The following is a 22,297-nucleotide window of genomic DNA, read 5'->3' as shown; positions in this document are numbered from 1 at the left end:
GTTCCACTCGCGCTATGGGCCGAGGAAGCTGGTAGACTCCGCGACCATCATGATCAGACTAACCAACCTCACTTTACAGCGTGGTCCGCAGCGCTTGCTAGACGGCGCCGACATGACCCTGCACGCCGGTCACAAAGCCGGCCTGATCGGCGCCAACGGCGCCGGGAAATCCAGCCTGTTCGCCTTGCTGCGCGGTGAGCTGTCGCCCGATGGTGGCGATTGCCAGCTGCCCGGCGACTGGCGCATCGCCCACATGCGCCAGGAGGTCGACACCCTCGACCGCCTGGCCGTGGACTATGTGCTTGACGGCGATCTTCGCTTGCGCAAAGTCCAGGCCGAACTGGCTGCGGCCGAGCAGGCCCACGATGGTACCGCCCTGGCGCGCCTGCACAGTGAGCTGGAAGGCGCCGACGGCTATACCGCCGACGCCCGCGCGCGCAAATTGCTGGCTGGCCTGGGTTTCACCAACGAGCAGATGGACCGCCGCGTCGGCGACTTCTCCGGCGGCTGGCGGATGCGCCTGAACCTGGCCCAGGCACTGATGTGCCCGTCCGACCTGCTGCTGCTCGACGAGCCCACCAACCACCTCGACCTCGACGCCATCCTGTGGCTGGAAGACTGGCTCAAGGGCTACCCCGGCACGCTGTTGCTGATCTCCCACGACCGTGACTTCCTCGACGCCGTGGTCGACCATGTGCTGCACGTCGAGCAGCGCAAGCTGAACCTGTACAAGGGCGGCTACTCCGCCTTCGAGCGCACCCGTGCCGAACGCCTGGCGCAGCAGCAGCAGGCCTACGAGAAGCAGCAGGCGCAGCGCGCGCACATGGAAAAGTACATCGCCCGCTTCAAGGCCCAGGCCACCAAGGCCCGTCAGGCACAAAGCCGGATCAAGGCCCTGGAGCGCATGGAGGAGCTGTCGGCGGCCCATGTCGATTCGCCGTTCGACTTCGTCTTCCGCGAGTCGCAGAAAATCTCCAGCCCGTTGCTGAGCCTGTCTGAAGGCTGCCTGGGTTATGGCGACAAGGCCATCCTCGACAAGGTCAAGTTGCAGCTCACCCCGGGTGCGCGCATTGGCCTGCTCGGGCCCAACGGCGCCGGCAAGTCGACCCTGATCAAAAACCTTGCCGGTGAGCTGGAGCCGTTGTCGGGCCGCCTGGTCCGTGGCGAGAACCTGGCGGTGGGCTACTTTGCCCAGCACCAGCTGGACTCGCTGGACGACAAGGCCAGCCCGCTGCTGCACCTGCAGCGTATTGCCCCCACCGAGCGTGAGCAGACCCTGCGCGACTTCCTCGGTGGCTTCGACTTCCATGGCGCCCGCACTGACGAGCCGGTGGTGAATTTCTCCGGTGGCGAAAAGGCCCGCCTGGCGCTGGCGCTGATTGCGTGGGAACGGCCCAACCTGCTGCTGCTCGACGAACCGACCAACCACCTCGACCTGGAAATGCGCCTGGCGCTGACCATGGCGTTGCAGGAGTTTGCCGGCGCCGTGGTGGTGGTGTCGCACGACCGTCACCTGCTCAAGAGCACGACCGACGACTTCCTGCTGGTAGCTGACGGCAAGGTCGAAACCTTCGACGGAGACCTGGACGACTACAGCCGCTGGCTGGTCGAGTACCGCCAGCGCAGCGCGCCGGCCAGTACGGCCCCGGTCAACCCGGACAAGACCGACAAGAAAGCCCAGCGCCAGGCTGCCGCAGCCTTGCGCCAGCAACTGGCCCCGCACAAGAAAGCGGCCGACAAGCTGGAAACCGAGCTCAACCAGGTGCACGTGCAGCTGGCCGATATCGAGACCGCGCTGGGTGACGGTGGCCTCTACGAAGCAGCGCGCAAGGACGAATTGCGTGACCTGCTGGCGCGCCAGAGCAAGCTCAAGCAACGCGAAGGCGAGCTGGAAGAAGCCTGGATGGAAGCGCTGGAAACCCTCGAAAGCATGCAGGCCGAGCTTGAGGCGCTGTCCTGATGGAGGAACTGCGTTCGCTGCTGCCGGGGCAATGGATGGACACCTTCTGGCTGGGCTTGCAGATTCTGTTGATCCTGGTGGCGGCCTTCGTCCTGCAGCGCATCGTTGCTCGCGGGTTGAGCCGCCTGGGCCAGCGTTACCCGCTGCCGCCAGAGCTGCTGGTACCGGTGCGTGGCGGCCTGCGCTGGCTGATCATGGGCAGCGCACTGCTGTTCGTGCTGGAGCGCCTGGGTGTTTCAGCGACCGTACTGTGGACGGCGCTGTCCGGCTTTGTCGCGGTGGCGGCGGTGGCCTTCTTCGCCATGTGGAGCGTGCTGTCCAACCTGCTGTGCGCGGTGCTGATCTTCACGGTCGGGCCGTTTCGCATTGGTGACGTGGTCGAACTGGTCGACACCCTGGACAAGCCGGGTGTGAAAGGCCGGGTGATCGCGATCAACCTGCTGTTTACCACCCTGCTGGAAATGCCCGAAGCGGGCGGGGCGTTGGTGCAGGTGCCCAATAGCCAGTTCTTCCAGAAGTCGGTGCGGCGCTGGCGCGGGGCTGAGGTGCAGGCTCTGCACAAAGAGACAGCTGGCGAAGCTGACTAAACCTGTACTGGCCTCTTCGCAGCACAAGGCTGCTCCTACACGAGTACGCGATCACTGTAGGAGCAGCCTTGTGCTGCGAAGAGGCCAGGTCAGGCACTGCAAATCCCTCAGAAATTGCTGGTTATTTTTTCACCAAAACCTTAGCTTAACGTTTTGCAACAAATGTTCGAGCGAGGTGTGTGATGTCGATGGAAGTATGGTTGGGCTTCTTTGCCGCCTGTTGGGTGATCAGCCTGTCACCCGGTGCCGGGGCGATTGCCTCGATGTCCAGCGGCCTGCAATACGGCTTCTGGCGTGGTTACTGGAACGCCCTGGGCCTGCAACTGGGCCTGATTGTGCAAATCGCCATCATTGCCGCCGGCGTGGGCGCCATCCTGGCCGCCTCGGCCACGGCCTTCCAGGTCATCAAATGGTTCGGCGTCGCCTACCTCGTCTACCTGGCCTACAAGCAATGGCGCGCCTTGCCGATGGACATGTCCGATGAGTCCGGCGTGCGTCCGATCGGCAAACCGCTGAGCCTGGTATTCCGCGGGTTCCTGGTCAACGTCAGCAACCCCAAGGCGTTGGTGTTCATGCTGGCGGTGCTGCCGCAGTTCCTCAACCCGCATGCACCGCTGCTGCCGCAGTATGTGGCAATCACCGTGACCATGATCACCGTGGACATGCTGGTGATGGCGGGGTACACCGGGTTGGCTTCGCGGGTGTTGCGCTTGCTGCGTACGCCTAAACAGCAGAAGCGTTTGAACCGGACATTTGCCGGGTTGTTCATTGGGGCGGCGACCTTCCTGGCGACCCTGCGCCGCGCGCCTCTCTGATCGGGCCACGGGGGTGAAAACACAGACCCTGTAGGAGCAGCCTTGTGCTGCGAAGAGGCCATTGCAGCCGAAGATAATCTTTAGCCTTACCGGCCTCTTCGCAGCACAAGGCTGCTCCTACAGGGATTGCGTTGCGGCCTTTGCTATTTTTGCTTGTCTACCAGCCCCGTCAGCAAGTCCACCGGCATCGGGAAGACAATGGTCGAGGTCCTGTCCCCCGCAATCGCCCCCAGCGTCTGCATATAGCGCAACTGCATCGCCCCAGGCTCCTTGCCCAGCATCTGTGCAGCCTGCATCAACTTCTCCGACGCCTGCAATTCCCCCTCGGCATGGATCACCTTGGCCCGCCGTTCGCGTTCGGCTTCGGCCTGCCGGGCGATGGCGCGGACCATCGATTCGTTGAGGTCGACATGCTTGATCTCGACGTTGGCCACCTTGATGCCCCAGGCATCGGTTTGTGCGTCCAGCACCTGGCGAATGTCCGCGTTCAGTTGCTCGCGTTCGGCCAGCAGCTCATCCAGTTCGTGCTTGCCCAGCACCGCACGCAGGGTGGTCTGGGCCAACTGGCTGGTCGCTACCAGAAAGTCCTCGACCTGGATGATCGCTTTTTGCGGGTCGAGCACGCGGAAGTAGAGCACCGCGTTGACCTTGACCGAGACGTTGTCGCGCGTGATCACATCCTGTGGGGGCACATCCAGCACCACGGTCCGCAGGTCTACCCGCACCATTTGCTGGATCACCGGGATCAACAGGATCAGCCCCGGCCCCTTCACCTGCCAGAAGCGCCCCAGCTGGAACACCACGCCGCGTTCGTATTCGCGCAGGATGCGAAACGCCGACAGCAACAGCATCGCCAGCACGATCAGTACGGCAGCGAAACCCACTTGCATGAACATGGTCATTCTCCTTGCGTCGCAGGCGCGGCGGCGCTCACGTCCAGCATCACGCCATGGCGTGCGGTCACCCGCACGTTCTGGCCAGCTTGCAGCGGCGTTGCGCACCGCACTTGCCATTCCTCGCCCTGGGCCAGGACCGCGCCACGGAACGGGTTGCCTGCCACTACCTGGGTGACGGTGACCAGGCTGCCGACCAGGCCGGCATCACCGCTGACAAGCGCCCGTTGCCGTGCCTTGAGGGCCATGCCCAGCACGCTGCCGATCAACAGCGCCGAGAGCACTGCCAGGGTACCGATCAAGGCCAGCGGGATGCCGAAGCCGGGGGCGTCGGTGTCGATCAGGATCAGCGCGCCGACCACAAAGGCAACGATGCCGCCAAACCCGACCACGCCGAAACTGGGCAGGAACGCTTCGGCGATCATGAAAGCGATGCCCAGCACGATCAGCGCCACCCCGGCGAAGCTCACCGGTAACAGCTGCAGGGCGTACAGCGCCAGTAGCAGGCAGATGCCGCCGACCACGCCCCCCACCGTTGAGCCGGGGCTCATGAACTCGAACAGCACGCCGTACACGCCGACCATGATCAGGATCAGCGCCACGCTGGGGTTGGTGATGACCGCCAGTACCCGTGTGCGCCAATCCGGCAGGTGCTCGACCAGGCTGGCGCCGGCAGTCTGCAACTGGCGTGGCTGGCCGGCGGCCTCCAGCGTTTTGCCGTCGAGTTTGCGCAGCAGGGCGGGCAGGTCGTCGGCTACCTGGTCGATCACATTCAGGCGCAAGGCCTCGCTGGCAGGCAGGCTGACGGCCTCGCGCACGGCTTTCTCGGCCCAGTCGGCATTGCGACCGCGCAGCTGCGCCAGGCCGCGGATGTACGCAGCGGCATCGTTGACCTGCTTGCGGGCCAGGGTTTCATCATCGCCGCCCTTGGCCTTGTCGTCTTTGGGCGTATCCGGGGGGCCGCCGATCTGCACGGGCGTGGCAGCACCCAGGTTGGTGCCGGGGGCCATCGCGGCAACATGGCTGGCGTAGAGAATATAGGTGCCGGCGCTGGCAGCGCGGGCGCCGCTGGGGGCCACGTAGGTGGCAACCGGCACGGGGCTGGCGAGAATCGCCTTGATCATCTGGCGCATGGCGCTGTCCAGGCCACCGGGGGTGTCCATGCGGATTACCACCAGTTGCGCGCCCTGCGCCTGGGCCTGGTCGAGGCTGCGTACCAGGTAGTCGGCGCTGGCCGGGCCGATGGCATCATCGATGCCCAGCACCCACACTGCACCGGGCGCTGCCTGGCCACCTGAGGTGATGCCAAGCAGCAACAGCAGCAACAGCCAGCGCCAGCAGCGGGCGATCACCTGTCGTCACCTCGTTTGCCCGTATTACACAAGTTTAGCCCTGCCTGCCGCTACCCGGCCTAAAATTGAAGATTGGGGGGGCGAAACCGGAGGTGCATCATGCGTATGGCAAAGACCCTGCAGGCCCGCCTGGACAAGGCCAACTGCGACTACGACATCATTCCCCATCCACACTCGGCCACCAGCCTGGAGTCGGCCCGTACGGCCGGCGTGCCCGCCGAGCGGGTCGCCAAGTCGGTGATGCTCGATGACCGGCATGGCAACTACATCATGGCCGTCCTGCCCGCCAACCGGCACCTGGACATGACCAAGGTACGCATGTCCGGGGCCTGGCAACTGACCCGTGAAAGCGGCCTGCCGAGCCTGTTCGGTGACTGCGAGCGGGGCGCCGTGCCGGCCCTTGGCGATGCTTACCAGATAAAAATGCTGCTCGACCCGAGCCTTACCCGCCAGGGCGATGTCTACCTGGAGGCGGGTGACCACGATCACTTGATCCACATGAGCATGGAGCAGTACATGAAGCTGGTGCCGCACGCCGAAGTGCGCGAGCTTTGCTGATGTTTTCACACCAATGCCAGACGGGCGTCGTGGACGGCCTGCCTGGCGCTCAGGAGGAACCATGGAAGCGCCGATCCATCCCTTTGCCGACCTGTTCAAACAGTTGGGCTTGCCCGACGATCCCGAGAGTATCGATCAGTTCATCACCAGCCATTCCCCGTTGAAGAACGAGATAAAGCTGGTGGATGCGCCGTTCTGGACCGACTCCCAGCGTGCTTTTCTCAAGGAAAGCATCATTGAAGATTCCGATTGGGCCGTGCCCTTCGATCAACTCAACGAAGCGTTGCGCCGCCCCCGAAAATAAAGCGCCGAGCGGCACCTGACGAGTGATTGGCCGTTGCTATGCTCAGGAAAACAATAAGGGGATAGCGCGATGAAAGATCCCTACGCACCAGGTTTCTGGTGCTCCGTGACGATCCTGGGCACCCTGACGGCCAGTTACTTCTATGGCATCAGGCAGACGCAACAGATGAACCAGGCTGTGCATTTCCTGTATGCCGCTGCGGCTGTCACTGTGGCGGTTGTACTGGTGGCGCTGACGTGGATTGCCTGGCAGCAGTTGCACCTGAACAAGCGTGAAGTGATTCAGGGGCGAACGTTGCTGACCATCTGGAACACCAAAGTGGCGCTACGCCGCGTCGAGACGGTGTTCGACCGCTACTTCTGGGGCAGCTACTGGCATTCGGGGCGCACGTTCGAAGAGGTCATGGGCGAGCTCAAGGGCACGCCGCTGGAGCAGAGCCTGGATGCGCTGAAGCGCCAGTGCCGGGCACTCGACCGTGAAATCCATGACCACCATCACCATTGGCTGGCCAATGCCCGCGACCTGTCCAGCGTGGCCCAGGCCATGGCCCGTGAACGCTACCAGCTGGACCTGGGCGAGCCCACCTGCAGTGGCAATGGCAATACTGCAGTGCTCAACCGTGACCTGGAGGTGCTGGTGTACACCTGGTCGGCGCGCCTGCGCAGCTTCGACCATCAGCTGGACGAGCTGGAGCGCGCCTACCATTGAGGGGCATCATTCGCCGCGGATGTACTGCTCCAGTTGCATGATCAGGCTGGCCTGTTCAGCGATGGTTTCCTTGACCAGGTCACCAATCGACAGCAGGCCAAGCAGCTCTCCGTTGTTGACCACCGGCAGGTGGCGCAAGTGGCGGTTGGTCATGAGGTTCATGCAGTACTCCAGATTCTGCTTCGGCTCCACGGTGACCACGGGTGCGCTCATGATTTCGCGCACCGGGGTGGCGGCGGAAGAGCGGCCCTTGAGCACCAGTTTGCGCGCATAGTCCCGTTCACTGACGATACCCACCACCTGGCTGCCCTCGACCACGGGCAACGCACCGACGTTTTTCTCCGCCAGCATTTTCAGGGCGTCGAGCACCGAGTCATCCGGGCCGATGGTGTAAACGGTCTGGTGCTGGGACTTGGTCTTGAGGATTTGTTCGACGGTCTTCATACGGGCCTCTGCGGGTGAAAAAAGCGCTGTCTCGGAGTAACTAAAGCATCCGGCACGGCGCTCTGCACGGCAATGCAGGAAACGGCATGGAGTCGATTGAAAAACGTCATCGGTGTTCGCCTGTGCCGGCCTCTTCGCGGCTGAAGCCGCTCCCACAGGCGCTACACCGCATTCAAAAACTGTGCGATCCCTGTGGGAGCGGCCGTAGCCGCAAAGAGGCCAGTGCTGTCGATCAAAGTTTTGGCATCTGCCCGAGCCGCGCCACCATCTCGCTCACGATCTGCAGGTCCAGCATGAACTGCTCCACAGTCTTGAACTCGTTGTCGTTGTGCCCGGTGTATTTCACATCCGGCATGGCCAGGCCGAACTGCACGCCATTGGGCAGGTCGTGCACCGAGGTGGCTCCGGCCGAGGTACCAAACTCATGCTTCATGCCCAGGTTCTCGGTGGCCACCGCGAGCAGGGCCTTTACCCATTCGCCTTCGGGGTTGCGATACATCGGCTCGTCCAGGCTGTAGTCGAACGCCACCGAGGTGCGGCTTTGCCGGGTCCATTTGCCCAGTTTGTCGGCCAGGTCGTCCTTGATCGTGGCGATTGGCTTGCCCTTGGGAATGCGCAGGTTCACGGCCAGTTTCAGGCCCTTGTCATCCACCCCGACAAAGGTCAACGAGGCGGTCAACGGGCCCATGAACGGGTCCTTGAAGGCTACGCCGAGCTTGTTGCCCAGGTAGTCCAGGCCCCAGTTATCGGCGGCGTAGCGGGCAGCGTCGGTGAACTGGTTGTGCTTGATCGGCACCTGTTGGCCCAGGCCGTTGATGAAGTCGAGCATGCGGGCAACAGGGTTCACCCCGGACTCCGGCTCCGAAGAGTGGGCGGAAACACCGGTCACGGTGAGCAACACCTGCTTGCCATCGGCCTTGGCGTCGATGCTGAAGTCGCCGCCATGCTGCTTCACATATCTGGCGCCAGCTTGCTGCAGGTGTTTGGCCAGTTGTGCCGGGTTGTCAGACACCAGGGTTGCTACGGAAGTGGTCGGAATCTGGTTGGTGGCCAGACCACCCGTCAGGTTGACGATCTCGGCACCTTTGCCGCTGGCCGGGCGCTTGCTGAAGCTGGCCATGACCGTGCCGTAGCCTTTCTCGGCAATTACCACCGGGTAGCCACCGTCGAGGGCCAGGTTGTAGTCGGGGGTAGGGTTGCGCTCGAAGTAGTAAGGGATGGCATCACCGCTGGTTTCCTCGGTGGTGTCGATCAGCAGCTTGAACTGCCGGGCGAGCGGCAGGTTTTCGTCCTTGGCTACTTTCAGCGCGTACATCGCCACCACGATGCCGTTCTTGTCGTCTTCGGTGCCGCGGCCATACATGCGGTCGCCAACCAGGGTGACCTTGAACGGGTCCAGGCGCGTACCGTCAGCCAACGTCCAGTTGTCCGGGTTGACCGGCACAACGTCAGCGTGTGCATGGATGCCGATCACTTCCTTCCCGCTGCCCAGCGAGACCTCGTACACCCGATTGTCGATGTTGCGGAAGGCCAGGCCAAAGCTGTCGGCCAGGGCCTTGATCTTGTCGGCGATCTTGAGGAATGCCGGGTTTTCGTATTGCGGCGTGCCCTCGACATTGAAGGTGGGAATGGCCACCAGCTCGCGCAGGGTGTCGGTGGCGGCCTTGCCGTACTTGATGCGGGTATACAGGCCGAGCAGGCGATTGATTTCGTCTTGCTGTTCGGCGGCCAGTGGCTTGTTGGCCAGGTAGGCGTCGAGGGTTGCGTCAAGGTTGTCGGCCTTGGCCAGGTCGCTGCCTTTGAGCTTGCCGAGGAACTGCTTGAAGTCGCTTGGGTTGCTGGCGTCGAAGGCTTTGACAATGGCAGCGGACTGCTGCTGGGTGAGGTTGGCCTGGGCCGGTTGGGTGAACAGGCCGATGCTGGCCAGTAGCAGGGTGGTGGCGGTCAGTTTTTTCAAGTGCATGGTTGTGCGCATTCCTTCGCCAATCATTGTTGTGGGTTACCCGCCTGGAAAACGGGAAGACGCTCACGCTAACACCAATGACCCGTGGCACGGGAGTACCAGAAACGCGACATGTCGCACAAACGAAAAAGCCCCGGGCTCAGGCCCAGGGCTTTTTGATATGGCGCACTCGGCGGGATTCGAACCCACGACCCCTGCCTTCGGAGGGCAGTACTCTATCCAGCTGAGCTACGAGTGCAACGCGCACGCATGATACCCATCTGTGTCGTTGACGTCCATCGCCTTGATCTGTGGCCTTTTTCCTCTTTTTGCGCAGGCGGCTTCTGCAGGCCACTGGCCTGCGCAAATTCATCTATTCATATGCAATATCAATATTTCCCACACGCCTCTTATGGCCTCTATCCTCTGGTCACAACTTGTTATAACAAGTCATCGATCAGCGAAGAGATCCCATGGCCGAACTGCTCCCCCTGTCCCCGGTACCGCTCTATACCCAGCTCAAGGAACTGCTGCGCGAGCGCATCCTCGACGGTACTTATCCACCGCACAGCCGCATGCCCTCGGAAAGCGAACTGGGCAAGGCCTTCGACGTCAGCCGCATCACCGTGCGCCAGGCACTGGGCGACCTGCAGAAGGAAGGGCTGATCTTCAAGATCCACGGCAAAGGCACGTTCGTCGCCAAGCCCAAGGCGTTCCAGAACGTCAGTACCTTGCAGGGCCTGGGCGAATCAATGACGCAAATGGGCTACGAAGTGATCAACCGCCTGCGCAGCTTTCGCCATGTGCCGGCCAACACATTGGTGGCCGCCCGGCTACAGGTCGAGGAGGGCAGCCTGGTGACCGAGATCCGCCGGGTGCGCCTGATCAACCGTGAGCCGGTGTCGCTGGAGCTGACCTGGCTGCCCAAGGCCGTCGGCGAAAAACTGGAGAAGGCCGACCTGGTCACCCGCGACATCTTCCTGCTGCTGGAAAACGACTGCGGCATCGCCCTTGGCCACGCCGACCTGGCCATCGATGCGGTACTGGCCGACAGCGACCTGACCCAGGCCCTGGATGTAGAAGAAGGCTCGCCGATCATGCGCATCGAGCGCCTGACCCATGCTGCCGACGGCACGCCACTGGACTTCGAACACCTTTACTACCGCGGCGATGCCTTCCAGTACCGCCTGCGCATTGACCGCCAGAAAGGGGGCAAGGCATGAGCATCCAGACCCAGGACTACGACATCATCATCATCGGTGGCGGCACGGCCGGGCCGATGGCGGCGATCAAGGCCAAGGAGCAGGACAAAAGCCTGCGCGTGCTGCTGCTGGACAAGGCCAACGTCAAGCGCAGCGGTGCCATCAGCATGGGCATGGATGGCCTGAACAACGCCATCATCCCCGGCCACGCCACCCCCGAGCAGTACACCAAGGAAATCACCGTGGCCAATGACGGCGTCGTCAACCAGGCCACCGTGCATGCCTACGCTACCCACAGCTTTGAAACCATCGAGCAACTCGACCGCTGGGGCGTGAAGTTCGAGAAGGACGAAACCGGCGACTACGCGGTGAAGAAGGTGCATCACATGGGCGCCTATGTGCTGCCCATGCCCGAAGGCCACGACATCAAGAAGGTGCTGTACCGCCAGCTCAAGCGTGCCCGGGTAGAAATCAGCAACCGTATGGTTTGCACCCGTGTGCTGCTCGATGGCGAAGGCGCCGCTGCGGGCGTGCTGGGCTTCGACTGCCGCAGCGGCGAGTTTCGCGTGGTGCGGGCCAAGGCGGTGATCCTGGCCTGTGGCGCCGCCGGGCGCCTGGGCCTGCCGTCGTCGGGCTATTTGATGGGCACTTACGAGAACCCGACCAACGCCGGTGACGGCTATGCCATGGCCTACCACGCAGGCGCCGAGCTGGCCAACCTCGAGTGCTTCCAGATCAACCCGCTGATCAAGGACTACAACGGCCCGGCGTGTGCCTACGTCACCGGCCCGTTGGGTGGGTACACCGCCAACAGCAAGGGCGAGCGCTTCATAGAGTGCGATTACTGGAGCGGCCAGATGATGTGGGAGTTCCACCAGGAGCTCGAAGGCGGCAATGGCCCGGTGTTCCTCAAGCTCGACCACCTGGCCGAGGAGACCATCCAGAACATCGAAGAGATCCTGCACAGCAACGAACGCCCCAGCCGTGGCCAGTTCCACGCCGGGCGTGGCACCGACTACCGCCAGCACATGGTCGAGATGCATATCTCCGAGATCGGCTTTTGCTCCGGGCATTCGGCATCGGGGGTGTGGGTCAATGAAAAGGCCGAGACCAGCGTCAAAGGGCTGTATGCCGCGGGCGATATGGCTGCGGTGCCGCACAACTACATGCTCGGCGCGTTTACCTATGGCTGGTTTGCCGGCGTGAACGCCGCGCATTACGTGGCCGGGCGCGAACTCGCCGAGGTCGATACCGAGCAGGTCGAGCGCGAGCGCGCGCGGGTGTTTGCCCCGCTGCAGCGTGAGCATGGCCTGCCGCCAGCCCAGGTCGAGTACAAGCTCAGGCGCATGGTCAACGACTACCTGCAGCCGCCAAAGGTGACCAAGAAGATGGAAATCGGCCTGGCGCGCTTTGCCGAGATCGAGCGTGATCTGGAGCAGATGAAGGCCAGCAACCCTCATGAACTGATGCGTGCGATGGAAGTGTCGGTGATTCGCGACTGCGCCGAGATGGCGGCGCGGGCTTCGCTGTTCCGCGAGGAAAGCCGCTGGGGGTTGTATCACCACAGGGTGGACTTCCCGGAGCGCAACGATGGCGAGTGGTATTGCCATTGCCATCTGAAAAAGGGCGAGAACGGTGAAATGACCAGCTTCAAGAAGGCTGTCGAACCCTACCTGATCGCCCTGGATGCAGAAGAGCAGACCGCTTACGACCGGTTGCGTGTCAAAGCCGATGCCGCCTAAGCGACACCTCACTTTGTGGGAGCGGGTTTACCCGCGAACACCGGCGAAGCCGGTGCCATCCACGGTGTTGGATTCTTCGCGGGTAAACCCGCTCCCACAGGGAAATGTGCAAGCCTCTAGATGATAGGGAGCCAATAAAGGCCCCAAGGACTCCGTGAAATGGCCTATCAGCCGCAAGAAATCTTCTTCCGCAGCAGCGCCCCGGTCACCATCGACGAAGACAAATGCATCGCCGAAAAAGGCTGCACCGTGTGCGTCGAGGTCTGCCCCATGGACCTGTTGGCAATCAACCCGGCCACGCAAAAGGCCTACATGGCTTTCGACGAATGCTGGTACTGCATGCCCTGCGAGAAGGACTGCCCCACCGGCGCGGTGAAGGTCGACATCCCGTACCTGCTGCGCTGATTCATCCCGCCATCCGGCGAACCACCGGACGCCCTCCTGCTGTGCCCCTCGTTTCCCACCACCCAAACCGGGCGGCGGAGACGACGCCAACTCTTATAACGATTCGAGGGGAAACACCCATGCGCCTTGTTGCAACCGTGGCCGGCCTCGCGCTGGCGCTCACTGGCCTGAATGCCAGCGCCGAAACCATCCGCATCGCCATCGGCACCCAGGACACCACCATCAACTGCGCCACCGGCGGCCTGCTGATCCGTGAACTGGGCCTGCTGGACAAGTACCTGCCGCACGATGGCAAGTACAAGGGGGCCACCTACCAGGTCGAGTGGAAGAACTTCACCAGCGGTGCGCCGCTGACCAACGAAATGGTCGCCGGCAAACTCGACTTCGGCGCCATGGCCGACTTCCCGGGGTCGTTCAACGGCGTTGCCCACCTGGATGCCGGCAAGCGCAGCCTGTTCATCAGTGTGCTGTCGGGCAGCGTGCATGGCAGCGGCAACGGCATCGTCGTGCCTGCCGCGTCCAGCGTGCAGTCGTTGGCGGAGCTCAAGGGCAAGACCATTTCCGTGCCGTTCGCCTCCACTGCCCACGGCATGCTGTTGCGCGCCGTCGCCGCTCAGGGCTGGGACCCGCAGAAGGATGTGCGCATCATCGCCCAGGCGCCGGAAATCGCCGGCTCCGCCCTGCGCAGCAACCGCATCGAAGCCCACGCCGACTTCGTGCCGTTCGCCGAGCTGTTCCCCAACCGCGGCTTCGCCCGCAAGATCTATGACGGCGCTCAGGCCAATGCACCGACCTTCCATGGTGCCTTGGTCGATGCCGACTACGCGAAGAAGTACCCGGAAGTAGTCACCGCCTACCTGCGCGCCAGCCTTGAAGCCGACCGCCTGATCGCTGCGCAGCCGGAGAAGTACAGCGAACTGATCGAGAAGGTCACGGGGATCGAAGCCGAGGTCAATTACCTGTTCCACGGGCCGCTCGGCCTGCAGACCCGCGACCTGACCTGGAAGCCTGAATACCGCCAGGCAGTGGCTACCTCCATCGACACGCTCAAGCTGCTGAAAAAGACCGACCGTGGCCTGGACACCGACAAGTTCATCGACGACCAGTACATCCGTGCCGCCTTCAAAGAGGCTGGCCTGGACTACGACAAGGCGCTGAAAGACTACGACCCGCTGCCACTCAAGGCCAATGACGCGCTGACCGGCAAACCGATCACCGACTTCAGCCGCCTGGCGCAAATCTGGGTGCGCGGTGAAGACAAGGTCCGCCACTACGCTTCGCCGGAGGCCGCCCTGGGTGCCCTGGCCCGGCTGGAGCAGGAGGGCAAGGACATCCGCGCCATCTACGCCCAGGCCGCCGACAGCGGCATCAAGCTGCTGGCCAACCAGGCCTGGTTCGTGCGCAACGCCAACGGCGAACTGGCAGCGTTCCTGCTCAAGGACCAGGCCGAACAGTATGCCAAGGCCCATGGTGGCGAGGCGCTGGACTTCGTCAGCGCCAACCAGAAGCTGGTCGCCCAGCGCTGACCGGGAGGCACCGACATGACCCGCAACCTCAAGCGCTGGCCGGTGCGCCTGGCGTCGCTGCTGGCCTGCCTGTTGTTCTGGCAGGTGGCGGCAAGCGTGAAACTGGACCTCGGTCTGCTGACCTTCACCTATGTCCCCACACCCAAGGCGGTGCTGGACGCTGCCTGGCAGTTGCTGACCTCCAGCACCCTGGTGGCGCATCTGGGCAGCAGCCTGTCGCGGGTGTTTGCCGGTTATGCCACTGCGGCACTGGTCGGCGTGGCCCTGGGGTTGCTGATCGGCCGCTCGAAATGGGCTGAAGACACCCTGCTGCCGCCGCTGGAAGTGCTGCGGCCGATTCCGGCGGTGGCGTGGATCCCGCTGGCGATCCTGATGTTCCCGTCGTCGGAACTGTCGATGGTGTTCATCACCTTCACCGGTGCGTTGTTCCCCATCCTGCTCAACACCGTGCACGGCGTCGAGGCCGTCGACCCGCGCCTGGTGGCATCGGCACGCAGCCTTGGTGCCGGGCGCTGGGCAATCCTGCGCGAAGTGGTGTTGCCAGGGGCGTTGCCGAGCATCGTAACGGGCCTGGCCATTGGCATGGGGACGTCATGGTTCTGCCTGGTCACCGCCGAGATGATTTCCGGGCAGTTCGGCATCGGCTACTACACCTGGGAGTCCTACACCTTGCAAAACTACCCGGACATCATCGTCGGCATGCTGCTGATCGGCGTGCTGGGCATGGGCAGTAGCGCCCTGGTCAAGCGCCTGGGGACGCTGGCCACGCCGTGGTACCGCACGCGGAGGGCCAGTTGATGAGCAGTTATCAACAGGCGCCGGGGCGTATCGAGGGTCGTGGCCTGTCGATTCGCCTGGGGCACGGCAGCGAAGCGTTCGAGGCGGTGCAGCGCCTGGACTTTGCCGTGGAACCTGGCGAGTTCGTCTGCATCCTCGGCCCTTCCGGTTGTGGCAAGTCGACGTTGCTCGGCGCCCTGGCCGGGCACCTGGTGCCCAGCAGCGGCCAGCTGAACGTGGACGGCCAGCCCGTTGCCGGGCCGTCACCGCAGCGCGGCATGGTGTTCCAGCACCACACCTTGCTGCCCTGGCGCAGCGTGCTCGACAACGTGGCCTTCGGCCTGAAGATGCAGGGCCTGGGCCGCGCAGAACGTCACCGGCAGGCGGGCGAAATGCTGCAACTGGTGGGGTTGGCCGACTTTGCCGGGCGCTGGCCCAACCAGCTGTCCGGCGGTATGCAGCAACGGGCCGAGATTGCCCGGGTGCTGATCAACCGCCCACGGCTGTTGCTGATGGACGAACCCTTCGGCGCACTGGATGCGCAAACCCGTGCACGCATGCAGGAACTGTTGCTGGATATATGGGCCAGCATCCGTACCACCGTGGTGTTCGTCACCCACGATATCGACGAAGCGCTGTTCCTCGCCGACCGCATCCTGGTGATGAGCCCGCGCCCCGGTCGCTTCATCGAGGACCTGCGCCTGGACTTTGCGCGCCCCCGCCGCGCCAGCCTGCTGACCAGCCCTGAATTCACTCACCTCAAGCGTCACTGCCTGGCGTTGCTGCGCCACGAGGAAGGCCGCGAACTGCCGCGCCTGACCCCGCTGGGCCTGCCGGACACTGACCACCCACCGCTACGGATCGCGCTATGACTGACCGAACGACCGACAACCCCGACATCCTTGCCCTGTTGCCTCGCCTTGATGCCAGCGACGCTGGCGTGCGCCGCATCGCCTTGATCGAACTGGCCGACCTGGAAGACCCGGATGGCTTGCCTTGGCTCACCGATGCCCTGCTGGTGGACGCGGCCGACGAGGTGCGCGCCGAGGCCGCGCGCCTGCTGGAGGCCTGGGAAGAACCCGAAGTTGTGCAAGCCCTGTGCGCTGCGCTGGCCGATGCCGCCGAGCCGGTACGGCTGGCAGCTGCGCAGAGCCTTAGCGAACTCAAGAGCCTTGAGGCCGGCCAGTTGATCCTGCCATGGGCCAAGCACGCCGATGCCTTCGTCCGCGCCAGTGCCCTGCGAGCCTTGCGCGAGCTGCGCCTGGAGGATGCTGCCGAACCTGCGCTGCTGGCGCTGGCCGATGACGACGCCGCCGTGCGGCGTGAGGCCGTGGGCATTCTTGGCTGGCTCAAGCACCAGCCGGCGTTGCTGGCACTGGCAGCGCTCGCCGAGGCCGAGCCGGACACCGAGGTGCGCCGCGCGGCCATCGGCGCGTTGGGCCTTGCCCGGGACAACTCGGTGTTGCCTGCGTTGGTGGCGGCATTGACCGACCAGGCCTGGCAAGTGCGCGAAGAAGCCGCCACCACCTTAGGCAAGGTCGGTCAGGACCAGGCCGGCCCGGCGCTGGTGGATGCCCTGGCCGATGACTTCTGGCAGGTACGCCTGCGGGCCGCGCGTTCACTGGGTCGGCTGCGCTATGCCGCTGCACTGGACGCGCTTGGCGCGCTGCTTGGTCATGGCATTGCCAACCTGCGCAAGGAAGCAGCACTGGCCCTGGGCGAGCTGGGCCAGGCGCGTGCCTTGCCGGTGCTGCAGGCCGCCGAGGCCGACAGCGACCCCGAGGTGCGCAAGGCGGTGCGGATTGCCCTGGCGCAACTGCGCGGGGCTGCCTGATGAACGCCCCGCAAGCCATTCGCAACCTGCGCGGGCCAGGGCAGTTGGTGCTGCAATGGGAAGACGGCGAGCACAGCCTCAGCCATACCCGTTTGCGCGGTGCTTGCCCCTGTTCACAATGCCGTGCGGCGCGGCTGTCGGGCGGGATAAGCCTGGTGCACGACGATGTGCGCGTGGTGCAGATCGAGTCGCAAGGGTATGGCGTGCAACTGGTGTTCAGCGATGGGCATGAGCGCGGGATCTACCCTTGGGCTTACCTGCGTGACCTAGTCAGCAAGTGAAGCTGATCCCTCAGGCTACCGCATCCCCCTGTAGGAGCAGCCTTGTGCTGCGAAGAGGCCGGTAAGGCTAAAGATTATCTTCAGCTGCAATGGCCTCTTCGCAGCACAAGGCTGCTCCTACAGGGCCTTTGTTTGCCCTGAAATTGTCGCCGGTCATTCACAGTGCAATCAGCTCCGGCCGCAGGCCCTCGACTCGTCGCACCGGCGGTGGCAGGTAGCCGCCATCCCCGGTGATCTGGTGCAGCACCTTTTCGCGCAACCCATGCAGCGCAACGCCGGTGCGCAACCGTGGGTGCGGCAGGTCGACCTCGACCACCGACTTGATCCTGCCCGGGCGTGGTTCCAGCACCACCACCCGATCCGCCAGGTACGTCGCCTCTTCGGCATCGTGGGTCACCAGCAAGGTTGTGATACCTGCTCGCTCACGAATGGCCAGCAGCTCGTCCTGCAGCTGCTGGCGGGTCAGCGCATCGAGGGCACCGAACGGCTCGTCCAGCAGCAGAATCCGTGGGCTGGCCACCAACCCGCGGGCAATCGCCACGCGTTGGGCCATGCCGCCGGAAAGCTGGTGCGGGTACGCTGTCTCGAAGCCGGCCAGCCCCACCAGCAACACGAACTCATGCACACGGCGGGCACGTTCCCCTTGGGTCAGTTGCTCGTTCACCAGGCCCAGGGCGATGTTCTGTTCCACCGTCAGCCAAGGGAACAGACGGTGCTCCTGGAACACGATGCCGCGCTCGCCACCGATGCCGCTGACGGTGTGCCCATCGACGCGGATGCTGCCGCTGTAGTCGGTGTCCAGGCCCACCAGCAAACGCAGCAAGGTGGATTTGCCACAGCCGGACGCACCGACAATGGCAATGAACTCGCCTTGGTTGATCGACAGGTTGAAGTTGCGGATGGCCTCGAACGGCTGGCCGTCCACGGTGAACACCTTGCCGACCCCCTCGAAGCTGACCAGCGGCGGGGAGGTGTCGGGCTGGTTGGCCGCCTGCAGGTGCGACGTGTTGAAAGCGTTCATGCGGTTCTCCAGCGCGTAGCGCGCGATTCGAGGCGTTGTCCAAGGGTGCCGAGCAGGGCGCCGACCAGGCCGATCAGGACCATGGCGGCCATCACCTGGTCCATGCGGAACAGTTGCTGGGCGCCGATCATCAGGCTGGCAATGCCACCGTCCGAGGGCATGAAGTACTCGGCACCGATGGTGCCCAGCCAGGCGTAGATCAGTGACAGGCGCAGGCCGGCGAAAATCGCCGGGGCCGCGCCGGGCAGCACCAGCAGGCGCAGGCGTTGCCACAGGTTCAGGCGCAGGGTGCGGGCCGCTTCGCCCAGCTGTGGCGAGAGGCTGGCGATACCGCGTTGGGTAGCGATCAGCAGCGGGAAGAATGCGGCCAGGCCAACGAACACCAGCTTGGCCCCTTCACCCAGGCCGAACCACGCAGTGAGCAAAGGCACCCAGGCGAACAGCGCAACCTGTCGCAAGGCCGACAGGCTTGGCCCGAAGACGCGTTCGGCCGCACTGGAAAGCCCCAGCAGCAAGCCGGCCAGCAAGCCCGCGGCGCCACCCAGCAACAGGCCGCTCAGGGTACGTTCCAGGCTCAGCAACAAGGCCTGCGGCAGCGACCCATCCGCCAGGCCGACCAACAGCGTGCGCAGCACCTCAAGTGGCGAGGTGAGGATATTCGGGTCAACCCAGCCAAAGCTGTTGCTGGCCTGCCACAGCGCCAGTAGCCCCAGGGGCAGCAGCAGGCTTTGCCAGCCGCGTGGCACAGGCCCGCGCTGCTGCTCGCCAGTGGCCGGTTGCGGCCAGTACAGCAGGCGCTTTTCCAGGGCTGAGAAGCTGCGCTCCAGCACGGCGCCGACCAGGCCGATCACCAGAATGCACAGCATCACCAGGTCGAGCATGAACAGTTGCCGCCCCCACACCATCAGGTAACCGATCCCCTCGCTGGAGGCCAGCAACTCAACCGCCAGCAGCGAGGTCCAGCCGGTGGCCAGGGCCAGGCGCACGCCGGTGAGGAAGGCGGGCAGGGCGGCCGGCAGTAACAGGCGCAGGAACAGCAGGTGCCGGGGCAGGCGCAGCGCTGCAGCGGCCTCACGCAGTTTTGGCTGGGCATCGCGCACACCCACCAGCGTGTGCAAGGTGACCGGGACCACCACGGCTTTTACCAGCACCACCAGCTTGAGCAGTTCGCCGATGCCGAAGAACAGCATGAACAACGGAATCCAGGCCAGGGTAGGGATCTGCGCCAGCGCCACGAACGTCGGCAGCACCAGCGTCTGTGCCCGCCGCGAAGCCCCCAGCCACACACCCAGCAGCAAGCCGCTGGCAATGCCCGCCGCCAGCCCCCAGAACAGCCGTTGCAGGCTTATCCACAGGTGCCCCCACAGCTCGCCTGAGCCAAACTCCAGCGCGCTTTGCCACACCAGTGCCGGTGCCGGCAGGATCTGCTCGCTCATCCAGTGCTGCCGGCTCGCCACTCCCCACAGCAGCGCAATCAGCACAGGCAGCAACCAAGGCAGAACCCGCTCTGCCGAGAGAATGCGGTCCCTGTGGGAGCGGCCTTGCGCCGCGAATGGGTCGCGTAGCGGCCCCCCCCGATTCCTGCTCAGAACTCCATTCATCGGCCATCTCTCGAAGCGTTGTTAGGTTATTCACTTATGGAATTAAAAAATCCATAAAGTGACTTTCAAGAGATAAGAGCATGCGCCCCGTGCATACGGAAGCCCCCCGCCGTTGCGTTTTCCTCATATTTTCCATGCATTTTCCGCAAGCGCCCCGCAGGCCCGCATGCCGCTTGGTTTATGTCTTTCAGTTACTAAAAAATGAAGTTTTGATCTTTGTAGGTTCTAACCAGACCGGCCTAGCTTCTGGCCAAAGCGCCGGCCTTCGCCGGTGGCAGCCTGCCAAGGAGCCTTGCCATGAAAACCCCGTTGCGCCACCTGATTACCGCCCTTGGGCTGGCCTTTACCCTCGGTGCCCACGCCGCTGAACCGGCCAAGCCAGAAAGCATTCGCATCGCCGTGCCCGACCTTAGCGCTGGCAGCAAGCCCAGCGCCGGTGGCGTGGTCGATGTGTTGCGTGACCAGCAACTGCTGGAGAAGGCATTCGCCAAGGACGGCATCCGCATCGACTGGCACTTCTTCAAGGGCGCCGGCCCCGTGGTGAACGAGGCGCTGGCCAACGGCCAGGCCGACTTCGCCTACCTGGGCGACCTGGCCGCGATTGTCGGTAAGGCCAATGGCCTGGACACCCGCGTGCTGTCGGCGGGGGTGCGTGGGGTCAAGAGCTACCTGGGCGTGGTGCCCGGCTCTGGCATCAAGACCCTGCATGACCTCAAGGGCAAGCGCGTGGCGGTGTTCCGCGGCACAGCCAACCAGCTGTCGTTCGCCAGCGCCCTGGCCAGCCAAGGGCTGACCGAGCGCGAGCTGAAAGTCATCAACCTGGACTTCAACGCCGCCAACGCCGCACTGGCCGCCAAGCAGATTGACGCCACCTGGGGGCTGTCCAACCTGCTGTCGCTGCGTGAGCGCGGGCTGGTCGAACTGCCGGTCAACTCGCGGGACCTTGAAGGCGCCGGCAGCACCCAGGCGGTGCTGCTGGGCACCGGTGATTTCATCCGCAAATACCCCGAGCTGGTCCAGCGCCTGGTCAACGCCCAGGAGCAGGCCAGCACCTGGCTGCGTGATGAACACAACCGCCAGGCCTACATCGACCTGGTGGCCAGCAACGCCAATTGGCCGCGCAGCATCCTCAGCGATGACCTGGCCAGGGAAGACCTTGCCCACTACTTCGACCCACGCCTGGACGCTGACTTCGTCGGCCAGCTGCAGCAGGGCGTAGACCTGGCCGCCAAGGAGCGTTTGATCCGCCGTGGCTTCCAGGTAGCCGACTGGATCGAACCGCGTTTCCTCGATGCTGCGCTGAAACAGGAACGGGCCGTGCAGGCCGCCCGCTGAACCTTCAAAAAACCCGACAATGACCGCAAGGACCACGACCATGAGCAATGCCGCCCTGGCCACCGCGCCACAAACCCTCGAACTCGACATTCACCCGGTTGCCGGCCGTATCGGCGCCGAAATCCGCGGTGTGCAACTGTCCGCCGACCTCGATGCCGCCACCATCGAGGCTATCCAGGCTGCACTGGTACAGCACAAGGTGATCTTCTTCCGCGACCAGGCCCACCTGGATGACCAGAGCCAGGAAGGCTTTGCCAAACTGCTCGGCGAGCCGGTCGCCCACCCCACCGTACCGGTGGTGGATGGCACCAGCTATCTGCTGCAACTCGATGGCGCCGAAGGCCAGCGGGCCAACTCCTGGCACACCGACGTGACCTTCGTCGACGCCTACCCCAAGGCCTCGATCCTGCGCAGCGTGGTAGCGCCGGCTTCGGGTGGCGACACCGTCTGGGCCAACACGGCCGCGGCTTATCAGGAACTGCCCGAGCCGCTGCGCGAGCTGGCCGACAAACTGTGGGCGGTGCACAGCAACGAATACGACTACGCCAGCATCAAGCCCGATGTGGACCCGGCCAAGCTGGAGCGCTACCGCAAGGTGTTCACATCAACCGTTTACGAAACCGAGCACCCGGTAGTGCGTGTGCACCCGATCAGTGGCGAGCGGGCGCTGCAACTGGGGCATTTCGTGAAACGCATCAAGGGCTATTCGCTGGCGGATTCGCAGCACCTGTTCGCGGTGCTGCAAGGGCATGTGACGCGCCTGGAAAACACCGTGCGCTGGCGCTGGCAGGCGGGGGACGTGGCGATCTGGGACAACCGCGCGACGCAGCATTATGCGGTGGATGATTATGGCACCCAGCCACGGGTGGTGCGGCGGGTGACATTGGCGGGAGAGGTGCCGGTTGGGGTGGATGGCCAGTTGAGCCGGACCACCCGCAAGGGGTGAGCCCAGTAGAGAACCCTGTGTAGGAGCAGCCTTGTGCTGCGAAGAGGCCGGTGCAAACACCATC

The 22,297-nt window shown here is 64.0% G+C and carries 22 protein-coding genes and 1 tRNA gene; 16 read left to right on the top strand and 7 right to left on the bottom strand.

Features of this window, described 5'->3' with window-relative positions:
- Positions 1-49: 49 nt before the first annotated feature.
- The 3 genes from ABOC32_RS02320 to ABOC32_RS02310 all read left to right on the top strand — a co-directional run bounded on the left by ABOC32_RS02320 (position 50) and on the right by ABOC32_RS02310 (position 3,362).
- On the top strand, positions 50-1,960 hold the full coding sequence (locus ABOC32_RS02320; protein ID WP_426810017.1) for an ATP-binding cassette domain-containing protein: 1,911 nt from the start codon (positions 50-52) through the stop codon (positions 1,958-1,960).
- Positions 1,960-2,547: a mechanosensitive ion channel family protein gene (locus tag ABOC32_RS02315; protein WP_043203285.1), complete on the top strand. Its 588-nt coding sequence runs from the start codon at positions 1,960-1,962 to the stop codon at positions 2,545-2,547. Before ABOC32_RS02320 ends, ABOC32_RS02315 begins: the two co-directional genes overlap by 1 nt.
- A gap of 182 nt (positions 2,548-2,729) precedes the next feature.
- On the top strand, positions 2,730-3,362 hold the full coding sequence (locus tag ABOC32_RS02310; RefSeq protein WP_086975940.1) for a LysE family transporter: 633 nt from the start codon (positions 2,730-2,732) through the stop codon (positions 3,360-3,362).
- Positions 3,363-3,505: 143 nt separating this feature from the next.
- Here ABOC32_RS02310 and ABOC32_RS02305 read toward each other — a convergent pair whose 3' ends face one another.
- Positions 3,506-4,258: a slipin family protein gene (locus tag ABOC32_RS02305; protein WP_086975942.1), complete on the bottom strand. Its 753-nt coding sequence runs from the start codon at positions 4,256-4,258 to the stop codon at positions 3,506-3,508.
- A 2-nt stretch (positions 4,259-4,260) separates the two neighbouring features.
- Positions 4,261-5,607, bottom strand: a complete 1,347-nt coding sequence (locus ABOC32_RS02300) for an NfeD family protein (protein WP_426810016.1) — start codon at positions 5,605-5,607, stop codon at positions 4,261-4,263.
- 99 nt (positions 5,608-5,706) lie between these two features.
- On the opposite strand from ABOC32_RS02300, the gene ABOC32_RS02295 reads away from it, so the two are divergent.
- The 3 genes from ABOC32_RS02295 (at position 5,707) to ABOC32_RS02285 (ending at position 7,177) form a co-directional block, all read left to right on the top strand.
- Positions 5,707-6,165, top strand: a complete 459-nt coding sequence (locus tag ABOC32_RS02295; RefSeq protein WP_016484356.1) for an aminoacyl-tRNA deacylase — start codon at positions 5,707-5,709, stop codon at positions 6,163-6,165.
- A 61-nt stretch (positions 6,166-6,226) separates the two neighbouring features.
- Positions 6,227-6,469 carry a DUF2789 domain-containing protein gene (locus ABOC32_RS02290; protein WP_019473111.1) on the top strand — a complete coding sequence of 81 codons (243 nt, stop codon included), beginning with the start codon at positions 6,227-6,229 and terminating at the stop codon, positions 6,467-6,469.
- A 69-nt stretch (positions 6,470-6,538) separates the two neighbouring features.
- Entirely contained in the window at positions 6,539-7,177 is a 639-nt protein-coding gene (locus tag ABOC32_RS02285; RefSeq protein ID WP_016497496.1) for a hypothetical protein, read from the top strand.
- A gap of 6 nt (positions 7,178-7,183) precedes the next feature.
- On the opposite strand, the gene ABOC32_RS02280 is transcribed toward ABOC32_RS02285, so the two are convergent.
- The 3 genes from ABOC32_RS02280 to ABOC32_RS02270 form a co-directional block, all read right to left on the bottom strand.
- Complete coding sequence (locus ABOC32_RS02280) at positions 7,184-7,621, bottom strand: CBS domain-containing protein (protein WP_426810015.1); 438 nt, start codon at positions 7,619-7,621, stop codon at positions 7,184-7,186.
- A 232-nt stretch (positions 7,622-7,853) separates the two neighbouring features.
- Positions 7,854-9,584, bottom strand: a complete 1,731-nt coding sequence (locus ABOC32_RS02275) for a dipeptidase (RefSeq protein ID WP_426810014.1) — start codon at positions 9,582-9,584, stop codon at positions 7,854-7,856.
- Positions 9,585-9,745: 161 nt separating this feature from the next.
- Positions 9,746-9,822, bottom strand: a tRNA-Arg gene (locus ABOC32_RS02270).
- 214 nt (positions 9,823-10,036) lie between these two features.
- On the opposite strand from ABOC32_RS02270, the gene ABOC32_RS02265 reads away from it, so the two are divergent.
- The 8 genes from ABOC32_RS02265 to ABOC32_RS02230 all read left to right on the top strand — a co-directional run bounded on the left by ABOC32_RS02265 (position 10,037) and on the right by ABOC32_RS02230 (position 17,330).
- Positions 10,037-10,786, top strand: a complete 750-nt coding sequence (locus tag ABOC32_RS02265; protein WP_426810013.1) for a GntR family transcriptional regulator — start codon at positions 10,037-10,039, stop codon at positions 10,784-10,786.
- Positions 10,783-12,507 carry a fumarate reductase/succinate dehydrogenase flavoprotein subunit gene (locus ABOC32_RS02260; protein WP_426810012.1) on the top strand — a complete coding sequence of 575 codons (1,725 nt, stop codon included), beginning with the start codon at positions 10,783-10,785 and terminating at the stop codon, positions 12,505-12,507. The genes ABOC32_RS02265 and ABOC32_RS02260 overlap by 4 nt, the downstream gene beginning before the upstream one ends.
- 159 nt (positions 12,508-12,666) lie before the next feature.
- Positions 12,667-12,912, top strand: coding sequence for a 4Fe-4S dicluster domain-containing protein (locus ABOC32_RS02255; RefSeq protein WP_008096634.1), 246 nt, complete (start codon positions 12,667-12,669; stop codon positions 12,910-12,912).
- 119 nt (positions 12,913-13,031) lie between these two features.
- Positions 13,032-14,438, top strand: a complete 1,407-nt coding sequence (locus ABOC32_RS02250) for an ABC transporter substrate-binding protein (protein ID WP_426810011.1) — start codon at positions 13,032-13,034, stop codon at positions 14,436-14,438.
- 15 nt (positions 14,439-14,453) lie between these two features.
- Positions 14,454-15,236, top strand: a complete 783-nt coding sequence (locus ABOC32_RS02245) for an ABC transporter permease (RefSeq protein WP_426810010.1) — start codon at positions 14,454-14,456, stop codon at positions 15,234-15,236.
- Complete coding sequence (locus tag ABOC32_RS02240) at positions 15,236-16,087, top strand: ABC transporter ATP-binding protein (protein WP_426810009.1); 852 nt, start codon at positions 15,236-15,238, stop codon at positions 16,085-16,087. The genes ABOC32_RS02245 and ABOC32_RS02240 overlap by 1 nt, the downstream gene beginning before the upstream one ends.
- Complete coding sequence (locus ABOC32_RS02235) at positions 16,084-17,049, top strand: HEAT repeat domain-containing protein (RefSeq protein WP_426810008.1); 966 nt, start codon at positions 16,084-16,086, stop codon at positions 17,047-17,049. The genes ABOC32_RS02240 and ABOC32_RS02235 overlap by 4 nt, the downstream gene beginning before the upstream one ends.
- Complete coding sequence (locus ABOC32_RS02230) at positions 17,049-17,330, top strand: DUF971 domain-containing protein (protein WP_426810007.1); 282 nt, start codon at positions 17,049-17,051, stop codon at positions 17,328-17,330. The genes ABOC32_RS02235 and ABOC32_RS02230 overlap by 1 nt, the downstream gene beginning before the upstream one ends.
- A 157-nt stretch (positions 17,331-17,487) precedes the next feature.
- Here ABOC32_RS02230 and ABOC32_RS02225 read toward each other — a convergent pair whose 3' ends face one another.
- Together ABOC32_RS02225 and ABOC32_RS02220 are read right to left on the bottom strand one after the other, a co-directional pair.
- Positions 17,488-18,351: an ABC transporter ATP-binding protein gene (locus tag ABOC32_RS02225; protein WP_426810006.1), complete on the bottom strand. Its 864-nt coding sequence runs from the start codon at positions 18,349-18,351 to the stop codon at positions 17,488-17,490.
- Positions 18,348-19,952 (bottom strand): ABC transporter permease, encoded by a 1,605-nt coding sequence (locus tag ABOC32_RS02220; RefSeq protein WP_426810005.1) that lies wholly within the window; start codon positions 19,950-19,952, stop codon positions 18,348-18,350. Before ABOC32_RS02220 ends, ABOC32_RS02225 begins: the two co-directional genes overlap by 4 nt.
- Positions 19,953-20,249: 297 nt before the next feature.
- Here ABOC32_RS02220 and ABOC32_RS02215 point away from each other — a divergent pair, with 297 nt between their 5' ends.
- Together ABOC32_RS02215 and ABOC32_RS02210 are read left to right on the top strand one after the other, a co-directional pair.
- Positions 20,250-21,287, top strand: a complete 1,038-nt coding sequence (locus ABOC32_RS02215) for an ABC transporter substrate-binding protein (protein ID WP_426810004.1) — start codon at positions 20,250-20,252, stop codon at positions 21,285-21,287.
- A gap of 40 nt (positions 21,288-21,327) precedes the next feature.
- The gene (locus tag ABOC32_RS02210; RefSeq protein ID WP_426810003.1) at positions 21,328-22,233 is read left to right on the top strand and encodes a TauD/TfdA dioxygenase family protein; all 906 of its coding nucleotides are present in this window, start codon (positions 21,328-21,330) and stop codon (positions 22,231-22,233) included.
- Positions 22,234-22,297 lie beyond the last annotated feature (64 nt).

The sequence above is a fragment of the Pseudomonas sp. WOUb67 genome (assembly GCF_050058005.1).
Taxonomy (GTDB): Bacteria; Pseudomonadota; Gammaproteobacteria; order Pseudomonadales; family Pseudomonadaceae; genus Aquipseudomonas; species Aquipseudomonas putida_R.
The sequence above is the reverse complement of the archived record's forward strand: the minus strand, read 5'-3'. Positions and strand labels throughout refer to the sequence as shown.